Genomic DNA, 20712 nt, shown 5'->3' with positions numbered 1-20712 from the left:
CGTGAACGAGGACGACGAAAGAGCGCGTTTCCGCGCCTACGGTGACCAGCTGATCGGCGCCCACCTGCGCCTGCGCGAGATGGTCGAGGACCTGTACGACGCGCTCGACTCCGGCCGTGACGTGCGGCTGCACTGCCTGACGCTCTGCGGCGCGGTCACCAGGCACCACACCGCGGAGGACGCGAACGTCTTCCCGCTGCTGGCCGCGCGCCACCCCGAGCTGGCGGCGTTCCTCGACGACCTGAAACGCGACCACGAGATCCTCGCGGGGATGCTGCGGCGGCTCGAGGCCGCCACTACGCACGAGGAGCTGGACGGCCTCAGCGCCGTGCTCGAAACGCACTTCATCGGCGAGGAGAAGCGCCTGACCGGCGTGCTGAACGCCCTCGAGCCGAGGGGTGACCTGGGGATCGGAGTGGGCGATGGACGTTCCTGAGGTGCGCGTCGACTGGCGCAGCAAGGGGTTCTGGCTGCCGGACGAGACGCTGACGGCCGCGGAGCTCGCCGCGGACAAGCCGAGCATCTTCGGCGGCCGGTTCACCTGGCCGCTGCTGGTGCTGCGCCGCGACGCCGCCGAGGCGAACATCGCGACGATGGCCGCGTACGTGCGCCGGCACGGCTGGGAGCTCTGCCCGCACGCCAAGACGACGATGGCGCCGGGCCTGCTCGCGCGGCAGACCGAGGCCGGCGCGTGGGGCATGACGGTCGCGACCGCCAACCAGGCGCTGGTGCTGCGCCGGCTCGGCGTCGACCGGGTGCTGATCGCCAACGAGGTGCTCGACCCGACGGCGCTGCGCTGGCTTGCCGAGCAGGGCGCGGCCGGCTGGGAGGTCCACGTCCAGGTCGACTCGGTCGCCGGGGCGACCGCCGCGGCGCGGGCGGCCGGGGCGGGACGGCTGCGGGTCCTCGTGGAGCAGGGTCACGACCAGGGGCGTACGGGGGTCCGGACGCTCGGCGAGCTCGAGGAGGTGGCGCGGGTCGTGGCCGCGGCGCCGGGTCTCGAGGCGGCGGGCGTCACCGCGTACGAGGGTCAGCTCCAGACCGGGCCGCAGGTCGACGCCTTCCTCGACGAGGTGCTCACCGGCTTCTCCCGGCTGCGCGCCGCCGGGCTGCTGCGGGACGACCCCATCGTGTCTGCGGGCGGCAGCGCCTGGTTCGACCGGGTCGTCGAGCGGTTCGCCCCGCTGGCGGGGCAGGCGACACTGGTGCTGCGCAGCGGCGCCTCGGTCACCCACGACGACGGCTTCTACCGGGAGCGCACCCCGTTCCTGCGCGTGCCGCAGGAGGGGCCGCTGGCCGCCGCGCTCGACATCTGGGCCCAGATCATCTCGGTGCCCGAGCCGGGGCTGGCGCTGGCCGGGATGGGCAAGCGCGACGCGCCGTTCGACGAGGGGCTGCCCGTGGCGATGGAGATCCGGCGGGCGGACGGGTCGTCCGCGCCGGTCACCGGCGTCGAGGTCACCAAGCTCAACGACCACCACACCTACCTGTCCACCGGCGACGCCGAGCCGGCGCCGGGCGACCTGGTGCGGTTCGGGATCTCCCACCCGTGCACGGCTTTCGACAAATGGCGGCACATCCCGGTGGTCGACGAGGACCTCCGCGTGGTCGACGTGCTTGCGACCTATTTCTGATCGGGGTCGCGCTGGCAGACTGCGGCCATGGCGGAACGCTTGAACCTCATCCGGTTCGACTGGGGTCCGGTGGGCGCCGACACGGTGGCTCCGGGCGCGGCGTTCGTGGCGGTCGTGGACGTGCTGTCCTTCACCACCACGCTCACCGTGGCGGTCGAGCGGGGCATCAGCGTCCTGCCGTACCGGTGGCGCGACGACTCGGCGGTGGCGGTGGCCCGGCGGCACGGCGCGATGCTGGCGGTGCTGCGCTCGCAGGCGGGCCCGGGCCAGGTCACGCTGTCGCCCGAGAGCATGCTGCGCGAGCTCGGCACGGCGCGGATCGACCGGCTGGTGCTGCCCTCGCCGAACGGGTCGGCGATCTCGGCACGGCTGGCCGCCGCGGGCAGCACCGTGGTCGGGGTGTGCCTGCGCAACGCCGCGGCGGCCGCCGAGTGGGTGCGCGACCGCGCGGGCGAGCGGCCGGTGGCCGTGGTGGCCGCCGGGGAACGCTGGCCGGACGGGTCGCTGCGCCCGGCGGTCGAGGACCTGTGGGGCGCGGGCGCCTTCCTGGCCCGGCTCGCCGACCGGGGCGGCACGGCGGGCTGGTCGCCGGAGGCCCGGACCGCCGTGGCGGCGTACCGGGGCGTGGCCGGCGACCTGGCCACCGCGCTGCCCGAGTCGGCGAGCGGCCGCGAGCTGCGGGCCAACGGCTTCGCCGGCGACGTCGCCGTGGCCGCGGACCAGGACGCGACCCGGGCCGTGCCGGTGCTGCGCGAGGGCTGGTTCGTGCCCGCCGACTAGTGCGGCGCGGCCGTGTGACCGCTGCCCGCGAGGATGTCGTACGGGTACGGCAGCGGGTCGACCGTGGTGACCTCGGTGAGTCGGTCGGCCAGCGCGGGGTCCAGCGTCCAATCGGTGGCGCCCAGGTTCACGTCGAGCTGCTCGAGGGTGCGCGCGCCGATGATGGGCGCGGTGACGGCCGGGCGGCCGAGCAGCCAGTTCAGCGCGACCTGCGCGAGTTCGCGGCCGGCCTCGCGGGCCACCGCGGTCAGCTCGTCCAGCACCCGCCAGGTGCGCTCGTTGTCGTAGACGGCCCACCGCTCGCCCCAGTTCTCGGCCTCGGCCATGCCGATGCGGCTGTCCGCGGGCGCCGAGCCGCCCCGCCGGTAGCGGCCGGTCAGCCAGCCGCCGCGCAGCGGGCTCCAGGGCAGCACGCCCAGCTGAGCGTCGGCCGCCAGCGGGCCCAGCTCCCACTCGAACTCGCGGTCGAGCAGGTTGTAGCGCGGCTGGATCGCGGCGAACGGCTCCCATCCGCGCCTGTCGGCCACGCCGAGCGCCTTCTGGATCTGCCAGGCCGCCCAGTTGCTGACCGCCAGGTGGCGCACCTTGCCGCTGGTCACCAGCACGTCGAGGGTGCGCACCACCTCCTCGACCGGCGCGGCCGGGTCCCACCCGTGCACGTGGTAGAGGTCGATGTGGTCGGTGCCCAGCCGGCGCAGGCTGCCCTCGGCGGCGGCCAGCACGTGCTTGCGGCCCAGCCCTTCGCGGTTGCCGCCCGGGCCCCAGCGCACCTTCGTCGAGATCACCCAGTCGTCGCGGTCCTGCCCCTTGAGCCACCGGCCCACGATCTCCTCGCTACGACCGCCCCCGTACGCGTCGGACGTGTCGAGGAACGTGCCACCGGCCTCGGCGAACCGGTTCATCATGCGGACGCTGGTCTCCTCGTCGCTCTCCCTGCCGAAGGTCATGGCCCCGAGGCAGAGCTCGCTGACGGCCAGCGACGTGCGTCCCAGAAATCGATAGCGCATGATCCGAACCCTAACCACGGATCGGTCTGCTCCTACGATCCATTTCCATGCAGGAATCCCGTACCACTTTCGCGTGGGAGACGCTGCTCGACGTGCCGGCGCGCGGGCCGCGGCACGTCGCGCTCGCCACCGCGCTGCGCGCCGCGATCCGCTCGGGCCGGCTGCCGACCGGGTCCGCGGTGCCGCCGAGCCGGGTGCTCGCGGCGACGCTGGGCTGCTCGCGGTGGGTGGTCACGCAGGCGTACGCCCAGCTCGCGACCGAGGGCTATCTGGGCGGCCGCACCGGATCGGCCACCCGGGTGCGCTGGTCGCCCGGCGCCGACACCAGAGCGCCGGCGCCCTCACCGCAGTCCGGGCGACCGCGCTTCGACCTCGCGCCCGGGCTGCCCGACCTGCGGGCCTTTCCGCGGCGGCAGTGGGCGGACGCCCTGTCGCGCGCCGCCGCCGGGGCCGACCTGGGCCCGGCGGCGCCCGGCGGGGTCCCGGCGCTGCGGGAGGTGCTGGCGGAGTACCTCGCACGCTCGCGGGGCGCGGTCGCCCCGGCCGGCTCCGTGGTGGTGTGCGGCGGCATCCGCGACGCGGTCGGCCGGCTGTGCCGGGGGCTGGCCGCGCAGGGGCACCGCGAGATCGCGGTGGAGGACCCGGGGTGGGGCGCGTTGCGCCAGGTGGCGGCGACGGCGGGCCTGCGGCCCCGGCCGGTGGCGGTGGACGGTGACGGCCTGCGGGTGGCCGAGCTTCCCCCGGGCGTACGGGCGGTGCTGCTCACGCCGGCGCACCAGTTCCCCACCGGCGGGGTGCTCTCGCCCGCGCGGCGCGGGGCCCTGATCGACTGGGCGCGGGCCGTCGACGGGGTGATCGTCGAGGACGAGTACGACAGCGAGTTCCGCTACGACCGCAAGCCGGTGGGCTGCCTGCAGGGGCTCGACCCGGCGCGGGTGGTGCTCACCGGTTCGGCGCACAAGACGCTCGCGCCGGCGGTGGGCGTGGGGTGGGCAGTGGCGCCGCCCCGGTGGCGTCCGTGCCTGGAGGCCGGCGCCGGCCCGCCGGGGATCGACCAGGCGGCGTTCGCGGCGTTCGTCGCGGCCGGGCGCTACGACCGGCACCTGCACCGGGCGCGCCAGCGCTACCGGGCCCGCCGCGATCTGCTGGTGGACGCGCTCGCCCGCGCGCTGCCCGGCTGCGTCACGCAGGGCGTCTCCGCCGGGCTGCACGTGGTCTGCTCGTGGCCGGGCCTCGACGACGAGCGGGCGGTCGCGGCGGCCGTACGGGCCGAGGGCGTGCACGTGATGACGCTGGCCGACTACCGGGTGACGCCGGGACCGCCGGGGCTGGTGCTCGGCTACGGCAACCTCTCCGACGCCGCCGTGCCGCAGGCCGTCGCCGTGCTCGCGCGGGTCGCGCGGGCAAAGTCGCGGGCTGACGGCGGTCGCGCCGGGCGCCCCTGACAGAATGTTCCGTGCGCCCCGTGAACGCTGTGTGAGGAGTCCTTCCCGTGATTCGTACCCATGACGCCGGCACCCTGCGCGCGAGCGACGCCGGCACGACGGTGACGCTCGCCGGATGGGTGGCCCGCCGGCGCGACCACGGCGGTGTCATCTTCGTCGACCTGCGGGACGCCTCGGGCGTCGTCCAGGTGGTCTTCCGCGAGGAGGACGCGCACGCGCTGCGCAACGAGTTCTGCGTGCTGGTCGTCGGCGAGGTCTCCGCCCGCCCCGAGGGCAACGCGAACCCCGAGCTCGCGACCGGCGAGATCGAGGTGGTGGCCTCGCAGCTCACCGTCCTCTCCGAGGCCGCGCCGCTGCCGCTGCCGGTCGACGACACGATCACCGCGTCGGACGACCTGCGCCTCAAGTACCGCTACCTCGACCTGCGCCGCTCGGGTCCGGCCAAGGCGCTGCGCCTGCGCAGCCGCGCCAACCAGATCGCCCGCGAGGTGCTGCACGCCCGCGACTTCAACGAGATCGAGACGCCGACGCTGACCCGCTCGACCCCCGAGGGCGCCCGCGACTTCCTGGTGCCCGTGCGCCTGCAGCCCGGCACCTGGTACGCGCTGCCGCAGTCCCCGCAGCTGTTCAAGCAGCTGCTGATGGTCGCCGGCATGGAGCGCTACTACCAGATCGCGCGCTGCTACCGCGACGAGGACTTTCGCGCCGACCGGCAGCCCGAGTTCACCCAGCTCGACATCGAGATGTCGTTCGTGACCCAGGACGACATCATCGCGCTGGGCGAGGAGATCGTCTCCCGCCTCTGGAGCGAGCTCGCCGGCTACCAGGTGCAGCTGCCGATCCCGCGCATCACCTGGACCGACGCGATGAACCGCTACGGCTCCGACAAGCCCGACCTGCGCTACGGCGTCGAGCTGGTCGAGCTCACCGACTACCTGCGCGGCACCGAGTTCCGGGTGTTCGCCGGCGCGATCGACAACGGCGGCTACGTCGGCGCCGTGGTGATGCCCGGCGGCGCTTCGCAGACCCGCAAGGAGCTCGACGGCTGGCAGGACTGGGCCAAGGCGCGCGGCGCACGCGGCCTGGCGTACGTGGTGCTCGACGCCGAGACCGGCGCCCCCCGCGGCCCGGTCGCCAAGAACCTCTCGGAGTCGCACCTGGCCGGCCTGGCCGACGCCACCGGCGCCAAGCCCGGCGACGCGATCTTCTTCGCCGCCGCCAACGAGCGCCGCGAGGCGCAGGAGCTGCTGGGCGCGGCCCGCATCGAGATCGCCAAGCGGGCCGGGCTGATCGACGAGTCCGCCTGGGCGTTCTGCTGGGTCGTCGACGCCCCGATGTTCGAGAAGACCGACGAGGGCGGCTGGACCGCGGTGCACCACCCGTTCACCTCGCCCAACGCCGAGTGGCTCGACCGCTTCGAGGAGGCGCCGGACAAGGCGCTGGCGTACGCGTACGACATCGTCGTCAACGGCAACGAGATCGGCGGCGGCAGCGTCCGTATCCACCGCGCCGACGTGCAGAGCCGCGTGTTCGACCTGCTCGGCATCTCGCCCGAGGAGGCGCAGGACAAGTTCGGCTTCCTGCTCGAGGCGTTCAAGTACGGTCCTCCGCCGCACGCCGGCATCGCGCTCGGCTGGGACCGCACCTGCATGCTGCTGTCCGGCAACGAGTCGATCCGCGAGGTCATCGCGTTCCCCAAGACCCGCGGCGGCTACGACCCGCTGACCACGGCGCCCACCCCGATCACCGCGCAGCAGCGGCTCGAGGCGGGCATCGACGCGAAGCCCAAGCCGGCTGCCGGCGCCCCGGGCACCGACGGTCAGGCTGTTCCCGTGGAGCGCTCGAACTGATGTGATCGACCCATGAGCACTCTCATCGTCGGCGCGTCCGGATATCTCGGCTCCGAAGTGGCCCGTCAGGCGACGGCCGCCGGTCACACCGTGGTGGGCACCGCCACCACCTCGACCGGCGGCTGGGTGCCGGTCGACGTCACCGATCGCAAGTCGGTGCGTGCGCTGATCTCGGCCGTACGCCCGAAGCTCGTCATCAACTGCACGTGGGGCGACTGGCGGGTCTCCGCCGACGGGGCGGCCGTCGTGGCCGCCGAGGCGTTCGCCGTGGGCGCGCGGATCGTGCACGTCTCGACCGACGCGCTGCACGCCGGCCGGCCCGAGCCCTACACCGAGGACGACGCGCCGACCCCGGTCTCGCTCTACGGCGCGGCCAAGGCGGCGGCCGAGACGGCGGTGGCCGCGATCGACCCGTCCGCGGTGGTCGTGCGCACGTCGCTGATCCACGGCGACGGGAGCAAGCACGAGGCGTTCGTGCTCGGGCTGCTCGCCGGCGAGGAGCCGGGCATGCTGTTCGCCGACGAGATCCGCTGCCCGATCCACCGCGACGACCTCGCCGCCGCGCTGCTCGAGATCGCCGACTCCCGGTTCGCCGGCATCCTCAACGTGGCCGGCCCCGAGGCGGTCTCGCGCGCCGACTTCGGCCGGCTGGTGGCCCGCGCGCACGGGCTCGACGAGTCCAAGCTGCCGGTCGGGCTCAGCAGCGAGGGTGGGCTGGGGCCGCGGCCGCTCGACGTGCGGCTGGACACGTCGCTGGCCCGCACGGTGCTGCGCACCCGGCTGCGACCGGTCTCCGAGAGCATGTGAGGGCGGAAGTGCAACCGACGGTCGTGGAGCTCGGCGAGCAGCCGTACGTGGGCCGCCGCGAGACGGTCACGATGACCGAGTTCGCCCAGGTCGCCGACCACCTGCCGCTGCTGCTCGCGCGGCTCGCCGAGCGCGGGGTGCCGGTCGCCGGCGCCCCGTTCTTCCGCTATCGAATGATCGACATGTCCGCCGACCTCGTCGTCGAGGCGGGCATCCCGATCAGCGAGCCGGTCGCCGTCGCCGAGCCGATGTTCGTCGAGACGCTGCCCGCCGGCCGCTACGCGACGGTCAGCCACGTCGGCCACCCCGACGGGCTGATGGCGGCCACCTCGCGGCTGCTCGACTGGGGGCGCGAGAACGACCTGCGGTGGGACGTGCAGCCGACGCCGACCGGCGAGGTGTGGGGCTGCCGCCTCGAGGTGCTGATGACGGACCCTGCCGTGGAACCCGACATGCACAAGTGGCGCACGGACCTGTTCCTCAAGCTCGCGGGCTAGATCAAGCCGTTCCACGGTGGAGTTTGGCGGCTCCGGCCGCCGGGGTATCTGCGGGGCAGAGCTCTCACCCCCGGAGGAACATCATGCTTGCTATCGCCGCCGCCATCGTGTTCGGCATCTGGCTTCTGCTCGACCTGTTCGACACCAACCTGGGCGCCCCCGACCTGTTCAACTTCTCGACCATGGCCTCGCTCGGGCTGCTGCTGCTCGCGCTCTACCTCGCGGGCGTCGGCAGCGGGCCGCGCGCCGGCACCGGCTCCTCGGGCCGCCGCTTCTACGGCCGTCGTCCCGGCCGCGGCTGACCTCTCCTCCTTCCGCGGCACCGGCCCGCCGAACGTGCGTTTCGACGCACCACCGGCGGGCCGGTACTGTCTTTGCCGATGGAACCGGACGGCCTCTTCTCCCTGGCGCAGCCGGGCGGCGCCGCACCCGCCGGGCCGGCCGACGGCTTCACCTCCCCGGCCGCCGACGCCCCGCTGCCGGTGCGCATGCGGCCCGCCTCGCTCGACGAGCTCGTCGGCCAGGAGCACCTGCTCGCCCCCGGAGCGCCGCTGCGCCAGCTCGTCACCGGCGCCAGCCCCATGTCGGTGATCCTCTGGGGCCCGCCCGGCACCGGCAAGACCACGATCGCCCACCTGGTCGCGGGTGCCACCAACCGCAAGTTCGTCGCGATGTCGGCGCTGTCGGCGGGCGTCAAGGACGTGCGCGCGGTCATCGACACGGCTCGCCGCGAACGACGCCACGGCGGGCCGCCCACCGTGCTGTTCATCGACGAGGTGCACCGCTTCAGCAAGACCCAGCAGGACTCGCTGCTCGCCGCGGTCGAGGACCGGACGGTCACGCTGCTCGCGGCGACCACGGAGAACCCGTACTTCTCGGTCATCTCGCCCCTGCTGTCGCGGTGCGTGCTGCTCACCCTGCAGGCGCTCGACGACGACGACGTCCGCGGCCTGCTGCGCCGCGCGGTCACCGACGAGCGCGGGCTGGGCGGCACGGTCACGCTCTCCGCCGAGGCCGAGGAGCACCTCGTACGGCTGGCGTCCGGCGACGTCCGCAAGGCGCTCACCGCCCTGGAGGCCGCCGCCGGCTCGGCCGTGGCGCAGGGCGTCAAGGAGATCGACCTCGCCACCGCCGAGAAGGCGGTCGACGTCGCCGCGGTGCGCTACGACCGCGACGGCGACGCCCACTACGACGTGACCAGCGCGTTCATCAAGAGCATGCGCGGCAGCGACCCCGACGCGGCGCTGCACTGGCTGGCCCGCATGCTGGTCGCCGGCGAGGACCCGCGGTTCATCGCCCGGCGCATCGTGATCTTCGCCAGCGAGGACGTGGGCATGGCCGACCCGCAGGCGCTGCTGGTGGCCACCGCGGCCGCCCAGGCGGTGCAGAACGTGGGGCTGCCCGAGGCCGGGCTCAACCTGGCCCAGGCCGTGGTCCACCTCGCGACCGCCCCCAAGTCCAACAGCGTGACCACGGCCATCGGCGCGGCCATGGCCGACGTCCGGGCCGGCCGCGGCGGCGCGGTGCCCTCGCACCTGCGCGACGCCCACTATCCGGGCGCACGGGGCCTCGGGCACGGCCGGGGTTATCGCTATCCGCACGACGACCCCCGCGCGGTGGTCACGCAGCAGTATCTGCCCGACGATCTGGCGGACGCGGAGTACTACCAGCCGACCGACCACGGCGCGGAACGGTCGATCGGCGAGCGGGTGCCTCGGCTGCGGCGGATCGTGCGGGGGCGTGCTGCTTCGCCCCCGTCGGCGTCCGCTTCGTCGGCGGACGGCGCCGACCGTGCGGCGGGTGGTGCCGCGGGGCCCGATGGGGGACGCTTTGCCGGGGGCGTTTCCCCGGCGACCCCGCTTGGGAGCGTGCCCACAGACGAGGCTGGTAGCCTCGCCGACTCGACCGACGGAGAGGACCAGCCGTGACCCCGCGCGGTGCCGAACGGCCCGACGACCCCGACCTGCGCAACGAGCAGGGCGGCGGGCGCAAGGGTCGCCGGTTCGGCCGTGGCCGCGCCCCCGAGCCGGTCGAGCCCGAGGTCGTCGGCCAGGAGGAGACCGGCTGGCTCGACGACCTGCGCACCGCCAAGCAGCAACGCGGCGCCATCGGCCCCGGAACCCTCGCCGGCGAGACCCGATATAGCAAGTCGGGCCGCACGGCCCCCGGCCCCGACGAGGAGCCCGACGACTCCCCGCTGCCCGGCGAGGCCCCCGCTCCCGAGCGTCCCGGCCCTGGGCAGGTCTCCGGCGCGCGCCCCGTCCCCGGCCAGGGCGGCCCCGGTCGCGCTGGTGCGGTCGAGCGCCCCGGTGCGGCGCGGCCGGGTGGGCCCGCAGGGGCACAGCCGGGTGGTCGAGCCGCGGTTCCGCCGCCGCCGGTGCAGGGTGGCGACGCTGCGGGGATGCCCGGGCCGGTCGTGCCGCTCTCGGGCAACGCGCCCGACGTTCCTCCCGTACGGCCGGTGTCGCCGGCCTCGCGCCCGGTCTCGCCGGGCACCCCCACGCGGGGACGCGACCGCTTCCGCGCCGACGGGCCTCCGCCGGGCGGTGCCGGACGGCCGGTGTCGGGCGGGGGCTACGGCGCTCCCGGGCCTGTTTCGGGCGCTCCCGGGCGTGGCGGCGTACACGGCTCCGCCGATCCCGGGCGGCCGGTGTCCGGCGCGCCGGGCTTCGACGGCCGCCAGGGTGAGTACGGGGCCGCGCGGCCGGTGTCGGGCGCTTCGGGCTTCGACCGGCGGCCGGGCGAGTCTGGCGCGGGGCGGCCGGTGTCGGGCGCGCCGGGCTTCGAGGGTCGCCAGGGTGAGTACGGTGCCGGGCGGCCGGTGTCGGGCGCGCCGGACCACGACGGGCGCCCGGGTGAGTACGGCGCCGCGCGGCCGGTGTCCGGCGGGCGTGGCTTCGCGGAGGAGTACCGCCCCGGGCGTCCGGTGTCCGGTGCTCCAGGCGCCGGCGGGACAGGGCCCATTCGCAGCCGGCACGGGCGCGGCGACGATGACGAGCCGGGTGGGCACACCGGGCGGCACGGCAGCCCCGAACCGGGCAGCACCAGCCGGAACGTGGCCCGCCACGGCGGGCCGGAACCGCGCGACGAGCAGGACCCCCGTGGTCCGGGCCGCGGCGGATCGGCGGAAGGGCCCGACCAGCGCCGCGGACAGGACTTTCCGCAGGGTCGCCGGCCCGGGCCGCAGCCGGGCCGTCAGCCGGCCGGGCAGCAGGATCGCCGGCCGGGGCCTTACCAGGGTCCTCAGCCGGGTTCCCCCCAGGCGCCGTATCAGCATTCCGAACCGGGGTCTCCCCAGGAGCCGTATCAGCCTCCTCAGCCGGGGTCGCGTCAGGAGCGCGAGCCGGGTTCGCCGCAGGGGCGGCAGCAGGGCGGCCGCGGGCAGGGCGGGCGCGGCCAGGGCGGAACCGGCATGTCCGGGCACACCGGCAGCTTCCCGGCGGCCAGGTCCGGTACGACGGGGCCGGTGCGCGCTGCCGCCGCCGTCGTTCCGCCGGTGGTGCCGGGTCGAGAGGGCGTACGCACCCCCGCGGTTCCCGGGCGGGCCGGCGCGATGGCCGGGCAGACGCCGGGAGCCGTTCCGCGTCCCGGCGAAGGCTCCGGACGGGTCGTTCCGCGCGGCGGGCAACCCCCTGCGCAGGGGCGGCCGCCGGAGATGCAGCAGCCGCAGACGGGTGCGATGCAGCCGCCGGAGCAGCCGCGAGCGGGCCGGCCGGGCCGCGCCAGGCCGCCCGCCGAGGCTCAGGGCCGGGCGGGGACGGGCGCCGTTGCCCCCGGGCCGGTGTCGCCCGGGCAGGGCGTCTACGGCCGGCCGCCGGGGGAGTACGGCCAGCTTGCGCGCGCCCAGGGCGTTCCGGGGCCGGCGCGCGACGACGTGCCGGCGCCCGAGGTGACGGGCTTCGCCGACCAGGTTCCCGGCGAGTACGGGCAGCTGTCCCGGGCGCACGCCGTTCCGGGGCAGGCGCCGCTCGGACCGGCGCAGCACTCAACCGGACCCGTGCAGCCGCCCGCCGATCCCGGCGAGCGTGGACGCGGCGGCCGGGGCGCGGCCCCGTCGGCCGGCCCTCCGGGCCAGGCGACGGGCGCCGCGAGGCTCGGGCCGGCCGCGGGAGCGGCTCGCGTGGGCTCGACGGCCGCCGGTGCGGTCCGTGGAGCGGCCCAGACCGGCCCCACCCCAGGCGCCGCATCCGCCGGCGCGCCCTTCTCCGGCGCAGCCTCGGTCAGCCCGGCCGCCGGGCCGGCATCGGCTCGCGGAGCGTCGGCTGGGCCGGCGTCGGCAACCGGCGCCGCACCGGTCCGCCCGGCCACCGGATCGGTGTCGCCGGGTGCGGCATCGTTGCGACCGGCCGCTGGATCGGCATCGGTGGGCTCGGCTACCGGTTCGGCGTCGCCGGGTACGGCGTCGGCGGGCTCGGCTGCGGCCTCGGTGTCGCCGGGTGCGGCATCGCCGGGACCGGTCGCCGGTTCGGCATCGGTGGGTTCGGCTACGGGCTCGGTGTCGCCCGGCGGGGCATCGCTGGGACCGGCCGCTGGTTCGGCGTCGGTCGGCTGGGCCGCAGGTTCGGCATCGCCAGGCGCGACATCGGTCGGGCCGGGCGCGGCGTCGGTCGGGCCGGGCGCGGCCTCGATCGGCAGGGGTGCGGTGGGGCCGGCTGCAGGATCGGCCTCAGTCGGGCCGGCTGCCGGATCGGCATCGGCTTCGGTGGCGGCGGCTCCGGGCCGCGCAGCCGGTACAGCTTCGGCGCGGGCGGCCGCCGGCGCGGCGGCAGTTCGTGGCGCGGCGGGCGCGGCCGCGGTGGGCGCAGCGACGGGTGCGGCCGCGATGGGCCCGGCAGCGACGGGCGCAGCGTCGGTGGGCGCCGCGAAGGTGGCGCCCGTGGCCCCGGCGCGGGCGGCGGGCGGCGTACCCCCAACGGGTGAAACGGCCCGCAGCGCGCCCGTGGTCGGCGCCAAGGCGGCCGCAGCCAAGGTCGCGGGTCTTGCGGGAACGGACGACGACGAGGGCAACCCGGCGGCCGGCGGGGTGCGGGGGATCCGGGAGCAGCTGCGCACGCAGCGCCGGCTGCGCGTGGTCACGCTCGTCTCGCTCGCGGCCGTGGTGCTGGTCGTCCTGCCGGCGATCTTCGGGCTGCGGGCGGCGGGCAGCGACCCGGTGTTCCGCTCGCTCGACTCGCTCGAGGTGCCCTCGTGGGCGGCGCAGCAGGTCGAGGATCAGAGCAGCGGCAGCCGGTGGTGCTTCATCGACTGCACGTTCCGGGAGCGTACGGCCTCCTCGCAGAAGTCGTTCAAGGAGACCACCGCCGCGTACACCTCGGCGCTGACCGCCGCCGGGTGGCAGCCCTGGAAGGTCGGGGACTGCCCGGAGGAGGCGATCAACCCGGCCGACACCACGTACAGCTGCTTCCGGCGCGACGAGTTCACTCTGGACCTGCGGGTCAGCCCGCCCGAGTGCGCGGTCGACCAGGTCGCGGCCAACGACCCGTCGGTGGCGGGCTCGACGGCGCCGCCGGCGGTGCCCAAGGGCGCCTGCGCGGGGTCGGCCGTGAGCATCAAGGTGCAGAACGCGATCGCCGACACGCGCGGCAAGCCGGAGCCGGAGAAGAGCCCGTTCACGGGCGAGACGCCGGACGCCGTCATCCCCGACGATCCGCTCCTGGAGCCGACACCCACGGCGTCGTGACGCGGGCTGCGGTCACGGACGGTAGGGTCTCTCCGTTGACCCGCCTCATTGTGACCTCGTAAGGGAGACGCGCCTCATGGACGCCGGAGAAATCGCAGGCCTGATCGCGGCGGGCGCCTTTCTGATGCTCGTCATCGTGCTCGCCGTGCCGATCCTCAAGCTGGGCCGCACGGTCGACGCCGCCACGCGCGCGATCAACGACATCACCGATCGGACCGGCCCGCTCCTCGTCGACGTGAACGACACGGTGCGTAACGTCAATACCGCGCTCGGTCAGGTGCAGGTCTCTTTGGACGGTGTGAACGTCCAGCTCGGCAAGGTCGACACGATCACCGAGCACGCCGCACACGTCACCGCGAACGTGGCGAACCTGTCCACCGTCGTCGCGGCGGCCGCCGCCAACCCGCTGGTCAAGGTGGCCTCGTTCGGCTACGGCCTGCGCAAGACCGTCCAGGCGCGCCGCAACGCGGAGGAGACTCGCGAGGTGCGCGAGACCATCAAGCAGCGCCGCAAGGCCGTCCGCCGCTAATTATCAGAAGGGAACCAACCCGCTATGAAGCGGCTGCTCTGGCTGGGCGTCGGCCTGGCCGTCGGCGCGATCGTCGTCCGCAAGTTCACCCAGAAGGCGAACGAGTTCACCCCCACCGGCATCGCCACCTCGCTGTCGCAATCCGCTGGCGGCCTGGTCGAGTCCCTGCGTAGCTTCGTGGAGGACGTGCGCGAAGCCGCGGCCGAACGCGAGGAACAGATCAACAAGGCGTTCGCCTCGGGTGAGCTGTATGTGGATGACGACGGGCCGGACGGCCAGGAGGGGAACCGATGAAGACGGCGGAGATCAAGCGGCGCTATCTGGCGCATTTCGAGGCGAACGGGCACACGGTCGTGCCGAGTGCCCCGCTGCCGGCCATCGACGACCCCAACCTGCTGTTCATCAACGCCGGCATGGTCCAGTTCGTCCCGTACTTCCTGGGTCAGCGGACGCCGGCGTTCAAGCGGGCGGTCAGCGTGCAGAAGTGCATCCGTACGCCGGACATCGACGAGGTCGGCAAGACCTCGCGGCACGGCACGTTCTTCCAGATGAACGGCAACTTCTCGTTCGGCGACTACTTCAAGGAAGGCGCGATCAAGCTCGCCTGGGAGCTGGTCACCAAGCCGCAGTCCGAGGGTGGTTACGGGCTCGACCCGGAGCGCATCTGGCCGACCGTCTACCTGGACGACGACGAGGCGTTCTCGCTGTGGCGGGGCATCGGCGTGCCGGAGTCGCGGATCGTGCGCCGGGGCAAGAAGGACAACTACTGGTCGATGGGCATCCCCGGCCCGGCGGGCCCGTGCTCCGAGCTGTTCTACGACCGCGGCCCCGAGTACGGCGCGGACGGCGGCCCGGAGGTCGACGAGGACCGGTTCATGGAGTTCTGGAACCTGGTCTTCATGCAGTACGAGATCACGGACGTGAAGTCGAAGTCCGAGTTCACGATCGTGCAGGAGCTGCCCAACAAGAACATCGACACCGGCATGGGCCTGGAGCGCATCGCGTCGATCCTGCAGGGCGTCGACAACCTGTACGAGATCGACGAGGTGCGCCCGATCCTGGCGCGCGCGGCCGAGATGACCGGCAAGCAGTACGGCGCGCACTCCGGGCACGTCGCCGGCGAGTCGCACCCCGACGACGTACGCCTGCGGGTGATCGCCGACCACGTGCGCACCGCGCTCATGCTCATCGGCGACGGCGTGACGCCCAGCAACGAGGGCCGCGGCTACGTGCTGCGCCGGATCATGCGCCGCGCGATCCGGGCGATCCGCCTGCTGGGCTGGCAGGCGCCGGCGCTGCCCGAGCTGCTGCCGGTGGCGCGCGACTGCATGGCGCCCTCGTACCCGGAGCTGGCGGAGGAGTTCGGCCGGATCTCCACGTACGCGTACGCCGAGGAGGACGCGTTCCTCTCGACGCTGCGCGCGGGCACGACCATCCTGGACACCGCGATCACCGACACGCGGGCCAAGGGCGGCAAGGCGCTCTCCGGTGACAAGGCGTTCCAGCTGCACGACACGTACGGCTTCCCGATCGACCTGACCCTGGAGATCGCGCAGGAGCAGGGCCTCGAGGTCGACCAGGAGGGCTTCCGGCGGCTCATGGCCGACCAGCGGGCCCGCGCGAAGGCGGACGCCGCCGCGCGCAAGACCGGCCACGCGGACCTGTCGGCGTACCGGAACGCCCTCGATCTCGGCGGTCCGGTCGAGTTCACCGGTTACCAGGAGGTGCAGCGCGAGTCGCGGGTGCGGGCGCTGATCGGTGGCGGCGGCACGGTCGAGGTGGCGGGCGAGGGCGACTTCGTCGAGCTGGTGCTCGACACGACCCCGTTCTACGCCGAGGGCGGCGGCCAGCAGGCCGACACCGGCGTGATCAAGCTGGGCGGCGGGCAGGTCGAGGTCGTCGACGTGCAGCAGCCGATCCCGGGCCTGATCGTGCACAAGGCGCGGGTCATCCGCGGCGAGGTGCGCACCGGCGAGGCGGCCGAGGCCGAGATCGACGTGACCCGGCGCAAGGCGATCTCCCGGTCGCACACCGCGACCCACCTGATCCACCAGACGATGCGCGCGTTCCTCGGCGAGTCGGCGACCCAGGCGGGCTCGCTGAACGCGCCGGGCCGGCTGCGGTTCGACTTCAACACCCCCGGGGCGGTCTCGCCCGCGGTGCTCAACGACGTCGAGCAGCAGGTCAACGAGGTGCTGCTGCGTGACCTCGAGGTGCACGCGTTCATCACCTCCCAGGAGGAAGCGCGCCGGCTCGGTGCGATGGCGCTGTTCGGTGAGAAGTACGGCGACGAGGTCCGCGTGGTTGAAGTCGGCGACTACGCGCGTGAGCTCTGTGGCGGCACGCACGTGTCGCGTTCCGGTCAGCTCGGGCTCGTGAAGATCCTCAACGAGTCCTCGATCGGTTCGGGCGTCCGCCGGGTGGAGGCGCTCGTCGGCATCGACGCGTTCGGGTTCCTCGCCAAGGAGCACCTGCTGGTCTCGCGTCTTGCGGAGCTGTTCCGGGTGCCCGGCGACCAGGTCGCCGACCGGGTGGAGCAGACGGTGACCGCGCTGCGCGACGCCGAGAAGGAGCTCGAGAAGCTGCGGGCGCAGATGGTGCTGGGCGGCGCGGCGACGCTGGCGGCGCAGGCCAAGGACCTGCGCGGGGTCGCGTTCGTCGGCACCGAGGCTCCCGAGGGCGCGGCGGGCAACGACGTGCGTACGCTGGCCCAGGAGATCCGCGGCAAGATCGACGCGGCGCGTCCCGCGGTGGTCGCGGTGGCGGCCCGCGCTAACGGCAAGGCGTCGCTGATCGTTGCGCTCAACGGAGCGGCGAAGGGTCGCGGGCTCTCCGCGGCCGATCTGGTCAAGGGCGCGCTGTCCGGACGGGGCGGCGGCAACGCCGACCTGGCGCAGGGCGGCGGGCTGCCGGCCGACCAGGTGCCGGTGCTCCTGGCCGCGGTCGAGAAGGCGGTGGCCGACACCGCCGCATAGCGCGGGGTGATGAGACGAAGTGACGGAGGGTGGTCATGAGCGCACTGTCGCGGGGTAGGCGACTGGGCGTCGATGTCGGTAAGGTGCGCGTCGGGGTCGCGATCAGTGACCCTGACGGGATCCTGGCCACCCCCCTGGTCACGGTGTCCCGTGACATGGGTGCGGCAGCCGATGCCGTGCCACGCGACATAGCTGAGCTCGTCCGCCTCGTGGGGGAACACGAGGTGGTGCAGATCGTGGTGGGGCTCCCGGTGCGGCTGAACGGTGCCGAGGGGCCCGCAGCCATCGACATTCGTGAGTACGCTGGGCGGCTGACAGCGGCGGTCGGCGAGGTGCCGGTCGTTCTGACGGACGAACGGATGTCGACCGTGGTCGCGACCCGTAGGCTGGCCGAGCGTGGCGTCCGAGGGAAGCGTCAACGAGCGGTCGTCGACCAGGCGGCTGCGGTGGAGATCCTGCAGAGCTGGCTGGACGCGCAGCGGAGGCAGAGATGATCGACGAGCTGGACCTGGCTTTCGACGAGCATGCCGAGAAGGGCAAGCCCCGTCACCGGCGGGGCGCCCGCGGCAGCGGCAAGAAGGGCGGCGCGGGCAAGTCCAGCATCGCCTTCTTGATGGCTTTTGTCCTGCTCGCTGCGCTCGGCGGCGGTGTGTATTTCGGCTACAACAAGGTGAAGGGGTTCTTCACCGCAGCCGACTACGACGGCGCCGGCGGTGAGGCCATCCAGGTGACGATCGCCAAGAACGCGACGCTCACCGAGATCGGCAACACGCTCGTCGACTCGGACGTCGTCAAGAGCACCAAGGCCTTCGTGAACGCGGCCGACGCGAACCCGAAGGGCAAGAACATCCAGTCGGGCACGTACAACCTGAAGAAGCAGATGTCGGCCGAGAGCGCCGTGACCCTGCTGCTCGACCCCAAGGCGCGCGTCACCGCCGGGGTCACCCTGCGCGAGGGCCTGACGATGATGCAGACGTTCGCGCTGCTCTCCAAGGCCACCAAGATCCCCGAGGACGACTTCGTGCAGGCGGCGAAGGACCCGGAGGCGCTGGGCGTGCCCGACTTCTGGTTCAACCGCCGCGACAACAAGCAGGCCAAGAAGTCGGTCGAGGGTTTCCTGTTCCCCGACACGTACGAGTTCGACCCCAAGATGGACGCCAAGGCCGTTCTCTCGACGATGGTGCAGAGGTTCCTCGAGACGACCACGGAGCTGGGCTTCGTCGACACCGTGCAGAAGAACCTCTCGGTCTCGCCGTTCGAGGCGCTGATCGTGGCGTCGCTCGCGCAGGCCGAGTCGGGCGTCGACAAGGACACCCCGAAGATCGCCCGGGTGGCGTACAACCGGACGTACAAGAGCAAGCCGCCCATGCCGTTGCAGTTCGACGTCACCGCGAACTACTGGTTGCAGCTCAAGGGCAGCGCGGCCAAGCACTCCGGCCAGCTCAGCCAGAAGGAGCTGGACGACCCGACCAACCCGTACAACTCGGTGACCAAGACCGGTCTGACCCCGGGCCCGATCGACAACCCGGGACGGGTCGCGCTCGAGGCGGCGATGAAGCCGGCCACCGGACCGTGGCTGTTCTTCGTGGCCGTCGACAAGAAGGGCAACTCGGCCTTCGCCACCACGAACGCCCAGCACGACGCGAACCGCAACCTCGCCTGCCGCAACGGCGTCCCGCTGAGCAACTGCCCGAAGTGACCGGTATGTCGCTCCGGGCCACGCAGTGATCGACGACCTCCTATGGTTGGGGCATCTCGCCCACGGGGGGCGCGACTTCTGCGAAGGAGCGTGCGATGACTACTGTCACGAGCTGGATGAGGCGTACGGCGATGGTCGCCGCGGGCACTGCCGCGGTGCTCGGGGTCGTTTCGACGCCGGCGCTGGCGGCGGACACGCTGAGCACCACGGGCGCGTCCGGCCGGTGGTCGTACATCAAGAACGGTGACTGGAGCCTGTACGCCAAGGACCCGCTGACCGACGGCCACTGCGCCCAGTGGCAGTACAAGGCGCCCGGCGGCTCCTGGACCAACTCGCTGAACAGCGTCTGCAGCAGCACCGAGACGTGGGCGGGGTCGGCCCGTTCCGGCTACCAGATCCGGATCTGCCGCACCGGCGTCTGGAACTGCTCGGGCACCCGCACTCTGTAATACGCTGCCTGTCGGCGGCCGGTCGGGTTTCCCGGCCGGCCGCCGATGTGTTTCCCGACCCCCGGAGCTCAGCCTGATGACCGCCACCCGCCGGGCCGCCGTCTGCGGCATGCCGATCAGCCACTCGCTGTCGCCGGTGATCCACAACGCCGGCTTCGCCGCGGCGGGACTGTCCGGCTGGTCCTACGGCTCCTTCGAGTGCGGCGAGGCCGGCCTGGCGGCTATGGTCGGCGGTCTCGGCCCCGAGTGGGCCGGGCTGTCGCTCACCATGCCGCTCAAGGAGGAGGGCCTGCGTCTGGCCGCGGCGGCGACGCCGGTGGCGGTGGCGACGGGCGCGGCCAACACGCTCGTACGCCGGTCCGACGGCTCCTGGCACGCGGACAACACCGACGTGGCCGGCATGATCCGCGTGCTGAGCGAGGCCGGTCTCAAGCCCGCCCCCACGGTCACCGTGCTCGGCGGCGGAGGCACGGCCCGGGCCGCCCTCGCGGCCGCCGCCCAGCTCGGCGCCACGGCCGTGACGGTCGTGACCCGGCGTCCCGCGGCGCTCGAGGAGCTGGCCCCCGCCGCGGACGCGCTCGGCGTCACGCTGCTGGGCGCCGCGTGGGAGGCGGCCCCCGAGGCGTTCGAGGCCGACGCCGTGATCTCGACCGTGCCCAAGGGGGCGGCCGACAGCCTGGCGGGCTCGGTGGCGTGGCGCGTCGGGACGGTGCTGTTCGACGCCATCTACGACCCGTGGCCGACCCCTCTCGCGGCCGACGCGCGGGCTCACGGCGTACCGGTGCTGTCCGGTCTCGATCTGCTGCTGGCGCAGGCGCTGAGCCAGTTCGAGCAGTTCACCGGCGTTACGCCCGCCCCGGAGGCCGCGATGCGCCGGGCCCTGTTCGAGGCCGCCGCGGCCCGCTGACCCCGCCGGCTGTGGACATCCGTGTCCCGCCACCTGTGGACAACTCCCGCCCGCCCGCTTGACACGCCGGTAGTGGGCAGCGCCGCGGAGCATGGCGAACGCAGCTTCCAAGATGATCCGGGGCGGCGTGCCCCGCGGCGTCATCGAAAACTGGTGCGTGCCTGAAACGCGGCCGACCAGGTCGATGAGGGCGGCGGTGTGGGTGTCTTGGTGGGTGGCAACGCCACCGGCGACCTGCCGTCTGTAGGGGCAGGCCGGCACGTAGCAGCCGGGCAACGCGGACACGACAGAGATGAGGCCTCTGGCCAGGCTCCTATGAAGTCACCACGCCCTTCCGGCGGGCGACGGGCACCTTCCGACCGGAGCCGACAGACTTCATCCAAGACCCGAAGTCAGTGGGAGGGCGGGTCGGTCCCCGGCGGGAGGTGCTCCCCGCCACCTGTGGACAACTCC

At 73.8% G+C, this 20712-nt stretch carries 18 protein-coding genes; 17 read left to right on the top strand and 1 reads right to left on the bottom strand.

The genetic code is table 11. From position 1 onward, the window contains the following. Position 1: 1 nt before the first annotated feature. The 3 genes from ACSNN8_RS01710 to ACSNN8_RS01700 are packed head-to-tail and all read left to right on the top strand — an operon-like array spanning position 2 to position 2414. Positions 2-436, top strand: a complete 435-nt coding sequence (locus ACSNN8_RS01710; protein WP_436646435.1) for a hemerythrin domain-containing protein — start codon at positions 2-4, stop codon at positions 434-436. Further along, positions 423-1634 carry an alanine racemase gene (locus ACSNN8_RS01705; protein ID WP_436646433.1) on the top strand — a complete coding sequence of 404 codons (1212 nt, stop codon included), beginning with the start codon at positions 423-425 and terminating at the stop codon, positions 1632-1634. Before ACSNN8_RS01710 ends, ACSNN8_RS01705 begins: the two co-directional genes overlap by 14 nt. Positions 1635-1661: 27 nt before the next feature. After that, positions 1662-2414 (top strand): 2-phosphosulfolactate phosphatase, encoded by a 753-nt coding sequence (locus tag ACSNN8_RS01700; RefSeq protein WP_436646431.1) that lies wholly within the window; start codon positions 1662-1664, stop codon positions 2412-2414. On the opposite strand, the gene ACSNN8_RS01695 is transcribed toward ACSNN8_RS01700, so the two are convergent. Beyond that, positions 2411-3421 (bottom strand): aldo/keto reductase, encoded by a 1011-nt coding sequence (locus ACSNN8_RS01695; protein WP_436646429.1) that lies wholly within the window; start codon positions 3419-3421, stop codon positions 2411-2413. The genes ACSNN8_RS01700 and ACSNN8_RS01695 overlap by 4 nt on opposite strands. Positions 3422-3468: 47 nt before the next feature. Between ACSNN8_RS01695 and ACSNN8_RS01690 the strand changes: the two genes are divergently transcribed. The 14 genes from ACSNN8_RS01690 to ACSNN8_RS01625 all read left to right on the top strand — a co-directional run bounded on the left by ACSNN8_RS01690 (position 3469) and on the right by ACSNN8_RS01625 (position 20259). Then, positions 3469-4866, top strand: coding sequence for a PLP-dependent aminotransferase family protein (locus ACSNN8_RS01690; RefSeq protein WP_436646428.1), 1398 nt, complete (start codon positions 3469-3471; stop codon positions 4864-4866). Positions 4867-4913: 47 nt separating this feature from the next. Next, positions 4914-6716, top strand: a complete 1803-nt coding sequence (gene aspS, locus ACSNN8_RS01685) for an aspartate--tRNA ligase (RefSeq protein ID WP_436646427.1) — start codon at positions 4914-4916, stop codon at positions 6714-6716. A gap of 12 nt (positions 6717-6728) precedes the next feature. Beyond that, entirely contained in the window at positions 6729-7523 is a 795-nt protein-coding gene (locus tag ACSNN8_RS01680; protein WP_436646426.1) for an SDR family oxidoreductase, read from the top strand. Positions 7524-7531: 8 nt separating this feature from the next. Then, entirely contained in the window at positions 7532-8020 is a 489-nt protein-coding gene (locus ACSNN8_RS01675; RefSeq protein ID WP_436646425.1) for a GyrI-like domain-containing protein, read from the top strand. Between the two features lie 83 nt (positions 8021-8103). Then, on the top strand, positions 8104-8322 hold the full coding sequence (locus tag ACSNN8_RS01670; protein WP_436646423.1) for a hypothetical protein: 219 nt from the start codon (positions 8104-8106) through the stop codon (positions 8320-8322). A gap of 78 nt (positions 8323-8400) precedes the next feature. Continuing rightward, positions 8401-9948: a replication-associated recombination protein A gene (locus tag ACSNN8_RS01665; protein WP_436646421.1), complete on the top strand. Its 1548-nt coding sequence runs from the start codon at positions 8401-8403 to the stop codon at positions 9946-9948. Between the two features lie 2948 nt (positions 9949-12896). Continuing rightward, entirely contained in the window at positions 12897-13700 is an 804-nt protein-coding gene (locus ACSNN8_RS01660) for a hypothetical protein (protein ID WP_436646419.1), read from the top strand. Between the two features lie 76 nt (positions 13701-13776). Beyond that, a complete protein-coding gene (locus ACSNN8_RS01655) occupies positions 13777-14229 on the top strand; it encodes a DUF948 domain-containing protein (protein WP_436646418.1) in 453 nt (150 codons plus the stop codon). A gap of 24 nt (positions 14230-14253) precedes the next feature. Next, positions 14254-14523, top strand: a complete 270-nt coding sequence (locus ACSNN8_RS01650) for a hypothetical protein (protein ID WP_436646416.1) — start codon at positions 14254-14256, stop codon at positions 14521-14523. Then, entirely contained in the window at positions 14520-17204 is a 2685-nt protein-coding gene (gene alaS, locus ACSNN8_RS01645) for an alanine--tRNA ligase (RefSeq protein ID WP_436646414.1), read from the top strand. Before ACSNN8_RS01650 ends, alaS begins: the two co-directional genes overlap by 4 nt. Before the next feature lie 35 nt (positions 17205-17239). Next, a complete protein-coding gene (gene ruvX / locus ACSNN8_RS01640; protein WP_436646412.1) occupies positions 17240-17698 on the top strand; it encodes a Holliday junction resolvase RuvX in 459 nt (152 codons plus the stop codon). Continuing rightward, positions 17695-18903 (top strand): endolytic transglycosylase MltG, encoded by a 1209-nt coding sequence (gene mltG / locus ACSNN8_RS01635; RefSeq protein ID WP_436646410.1) that lies wholly within the window; start codon positions 17695-17697, stop codon positions 18901-18903. Before ruvX ends, mltG begins: the two co-directional genes overlap by 4 nt. A 95-nt stretch (positions 18904-18998) precedes the next feature. Beyond that, the gene (locus ACSNN8_RS01630) at positions 18999-19352 is read left to right on the top strand and encodes a hypothetical protein (RefSeq protein ID WP_436646408.1); all 354 of its coding nucleotides are present in this window, start codon (positions 18999-19001) and stop codon (positions 19350-19352) included. A gap of 76 nt (positions 19353-19428) precedes the next feature. After that, on the top strand, positions 19429-20259 hold the full coding sequence (locus ACSNN8_RS01625) for a shikimate dehydrogenase (RefSeq protein WP_436646406.1): 831 nt from the start codon (positions 19429-19431) through the stop codon (positions 20257-20259). Positions 20260-20712 lie beyond the last annotated feature (453 nt).

This window comes from Actinoplanes sp. URMC 104 (assembly GCF_051386375.1).
GTDB lineage: Bacteria > Actinomycetota > Actinomycetes > Mycobacteriales > Micromonosporaceae > Actinoplanes.
This window is presented reverse-complemented; position numbering and strand designations above follow the sequence as displayed.

What these genes read in the sequence shown, in the direction of transcription:
- ACSNN8_RS01630 (WP_436646408.1), top strand. Translation starts at nt 18,999, where the DNA reads ATGACTACTGTCACGAGCTGGATGAGGCGTACGGCGATGGTCGCCGCG.
- ACSNN8_RS01670 (WP_436646423.1), top strand. Translation starts at nt 8,104, where the DNA reads ATGCTTGCTATCGCCGCCGCCATCGTGTTCGGCATCTGGCTTCTGCTC.
- alaS (WP_436646414.1), top strand. Translation starts at nt 14,520, where the DNA reads ATGAAGACGGCGGAGATCAAGCGGCGCTATCTGGCGCATTTCGAGGCG.
- mltG (WP_436646410.1), top strand. Translation starts at nt 17,695, where the DNA reads ATGATCGACGAGCTGGACCTGGCTTTCGACGAGCATGCCGAGAAGGGC.
- ACSNN8_RS01665 (WP_436646421.1), top strand. Translation starts at nt 8,401, where the DNA reads ATGGAACCGGACGGCCTCTTCTCCCTGGCGCAGCCGGGCGGCGCCGCA.
- ACSNN8_RS01695 (WP_436646429.1), bottom strand. Translation starts at nt 3,421, where the DNA reads ATGCGCTATCGATTTCTGGGACGCACGTCGCTGGCCGTCAGCGAGCTC.
- ACSNN8_RS01680 (WP_436646426.1), top strand. Translation starts at nt 6,729, where the DNA reads ATGAGCACTCTCATCGTCGGCGCGTCCGGATATCTCGGCTCCGAAGTG.
- ACSNN8_RS01705 (WP_436646433.1), top strand. Translation starts at nt 423, where the DNA reads ATGGACGTTCCTGAGGTGCGCGTCGACTGGCGCAGCAAGGGGTTCTGG.
- ruvX (WP_436646412.1), top strand. Translation starts at nt 17,240, where the DNA reads ATGAGCGCACTGTCGCGGGGTAGGCGACTGGGCGTCGATGTCGGTAAG.
- ACSNN8_RS01690 (WP_436646428.1), top strand. Translation starts at nt 3,469, where the DNA reads ATGCAGGAATCCCGTACCACTTTCGCGTGGGAGACGCTGCTCGACGTG.
- ACSNN8_RS01625 (WP_436646406.1), top strand. Translation starts at nt 19,429, where the DNA reads ATGACCGCCACCCGCCGGGCCGCCGTCTGCGGCATGCCGATCAGCCAC.
- ACSNN8_RS01655 (WP_436646418.1), top strand. Translation starts at nt 13,777, where the DNA reads ATGGACGCCGGAGAAATCGCAGGCCTGATCGCGGCGGGCGCCTTTCTG.
- ACSNN8_RS01700 (WP_436646431.1), top strand. Translation starts at nt 1,662, where the DNA reads ATGGCGGAACGCTTGAACCTCATCCGGTTCGACTGGGGTCCGGTGGGC.
- ACSNN8_RS01650 (WP_436646416.1), top strand. Translation starts at nt 14,254, where the DNA reads ATGAAGCGGCTGCTCTGGCTGGGCGTCGGCCTGGCCGTCGGCGCGATC.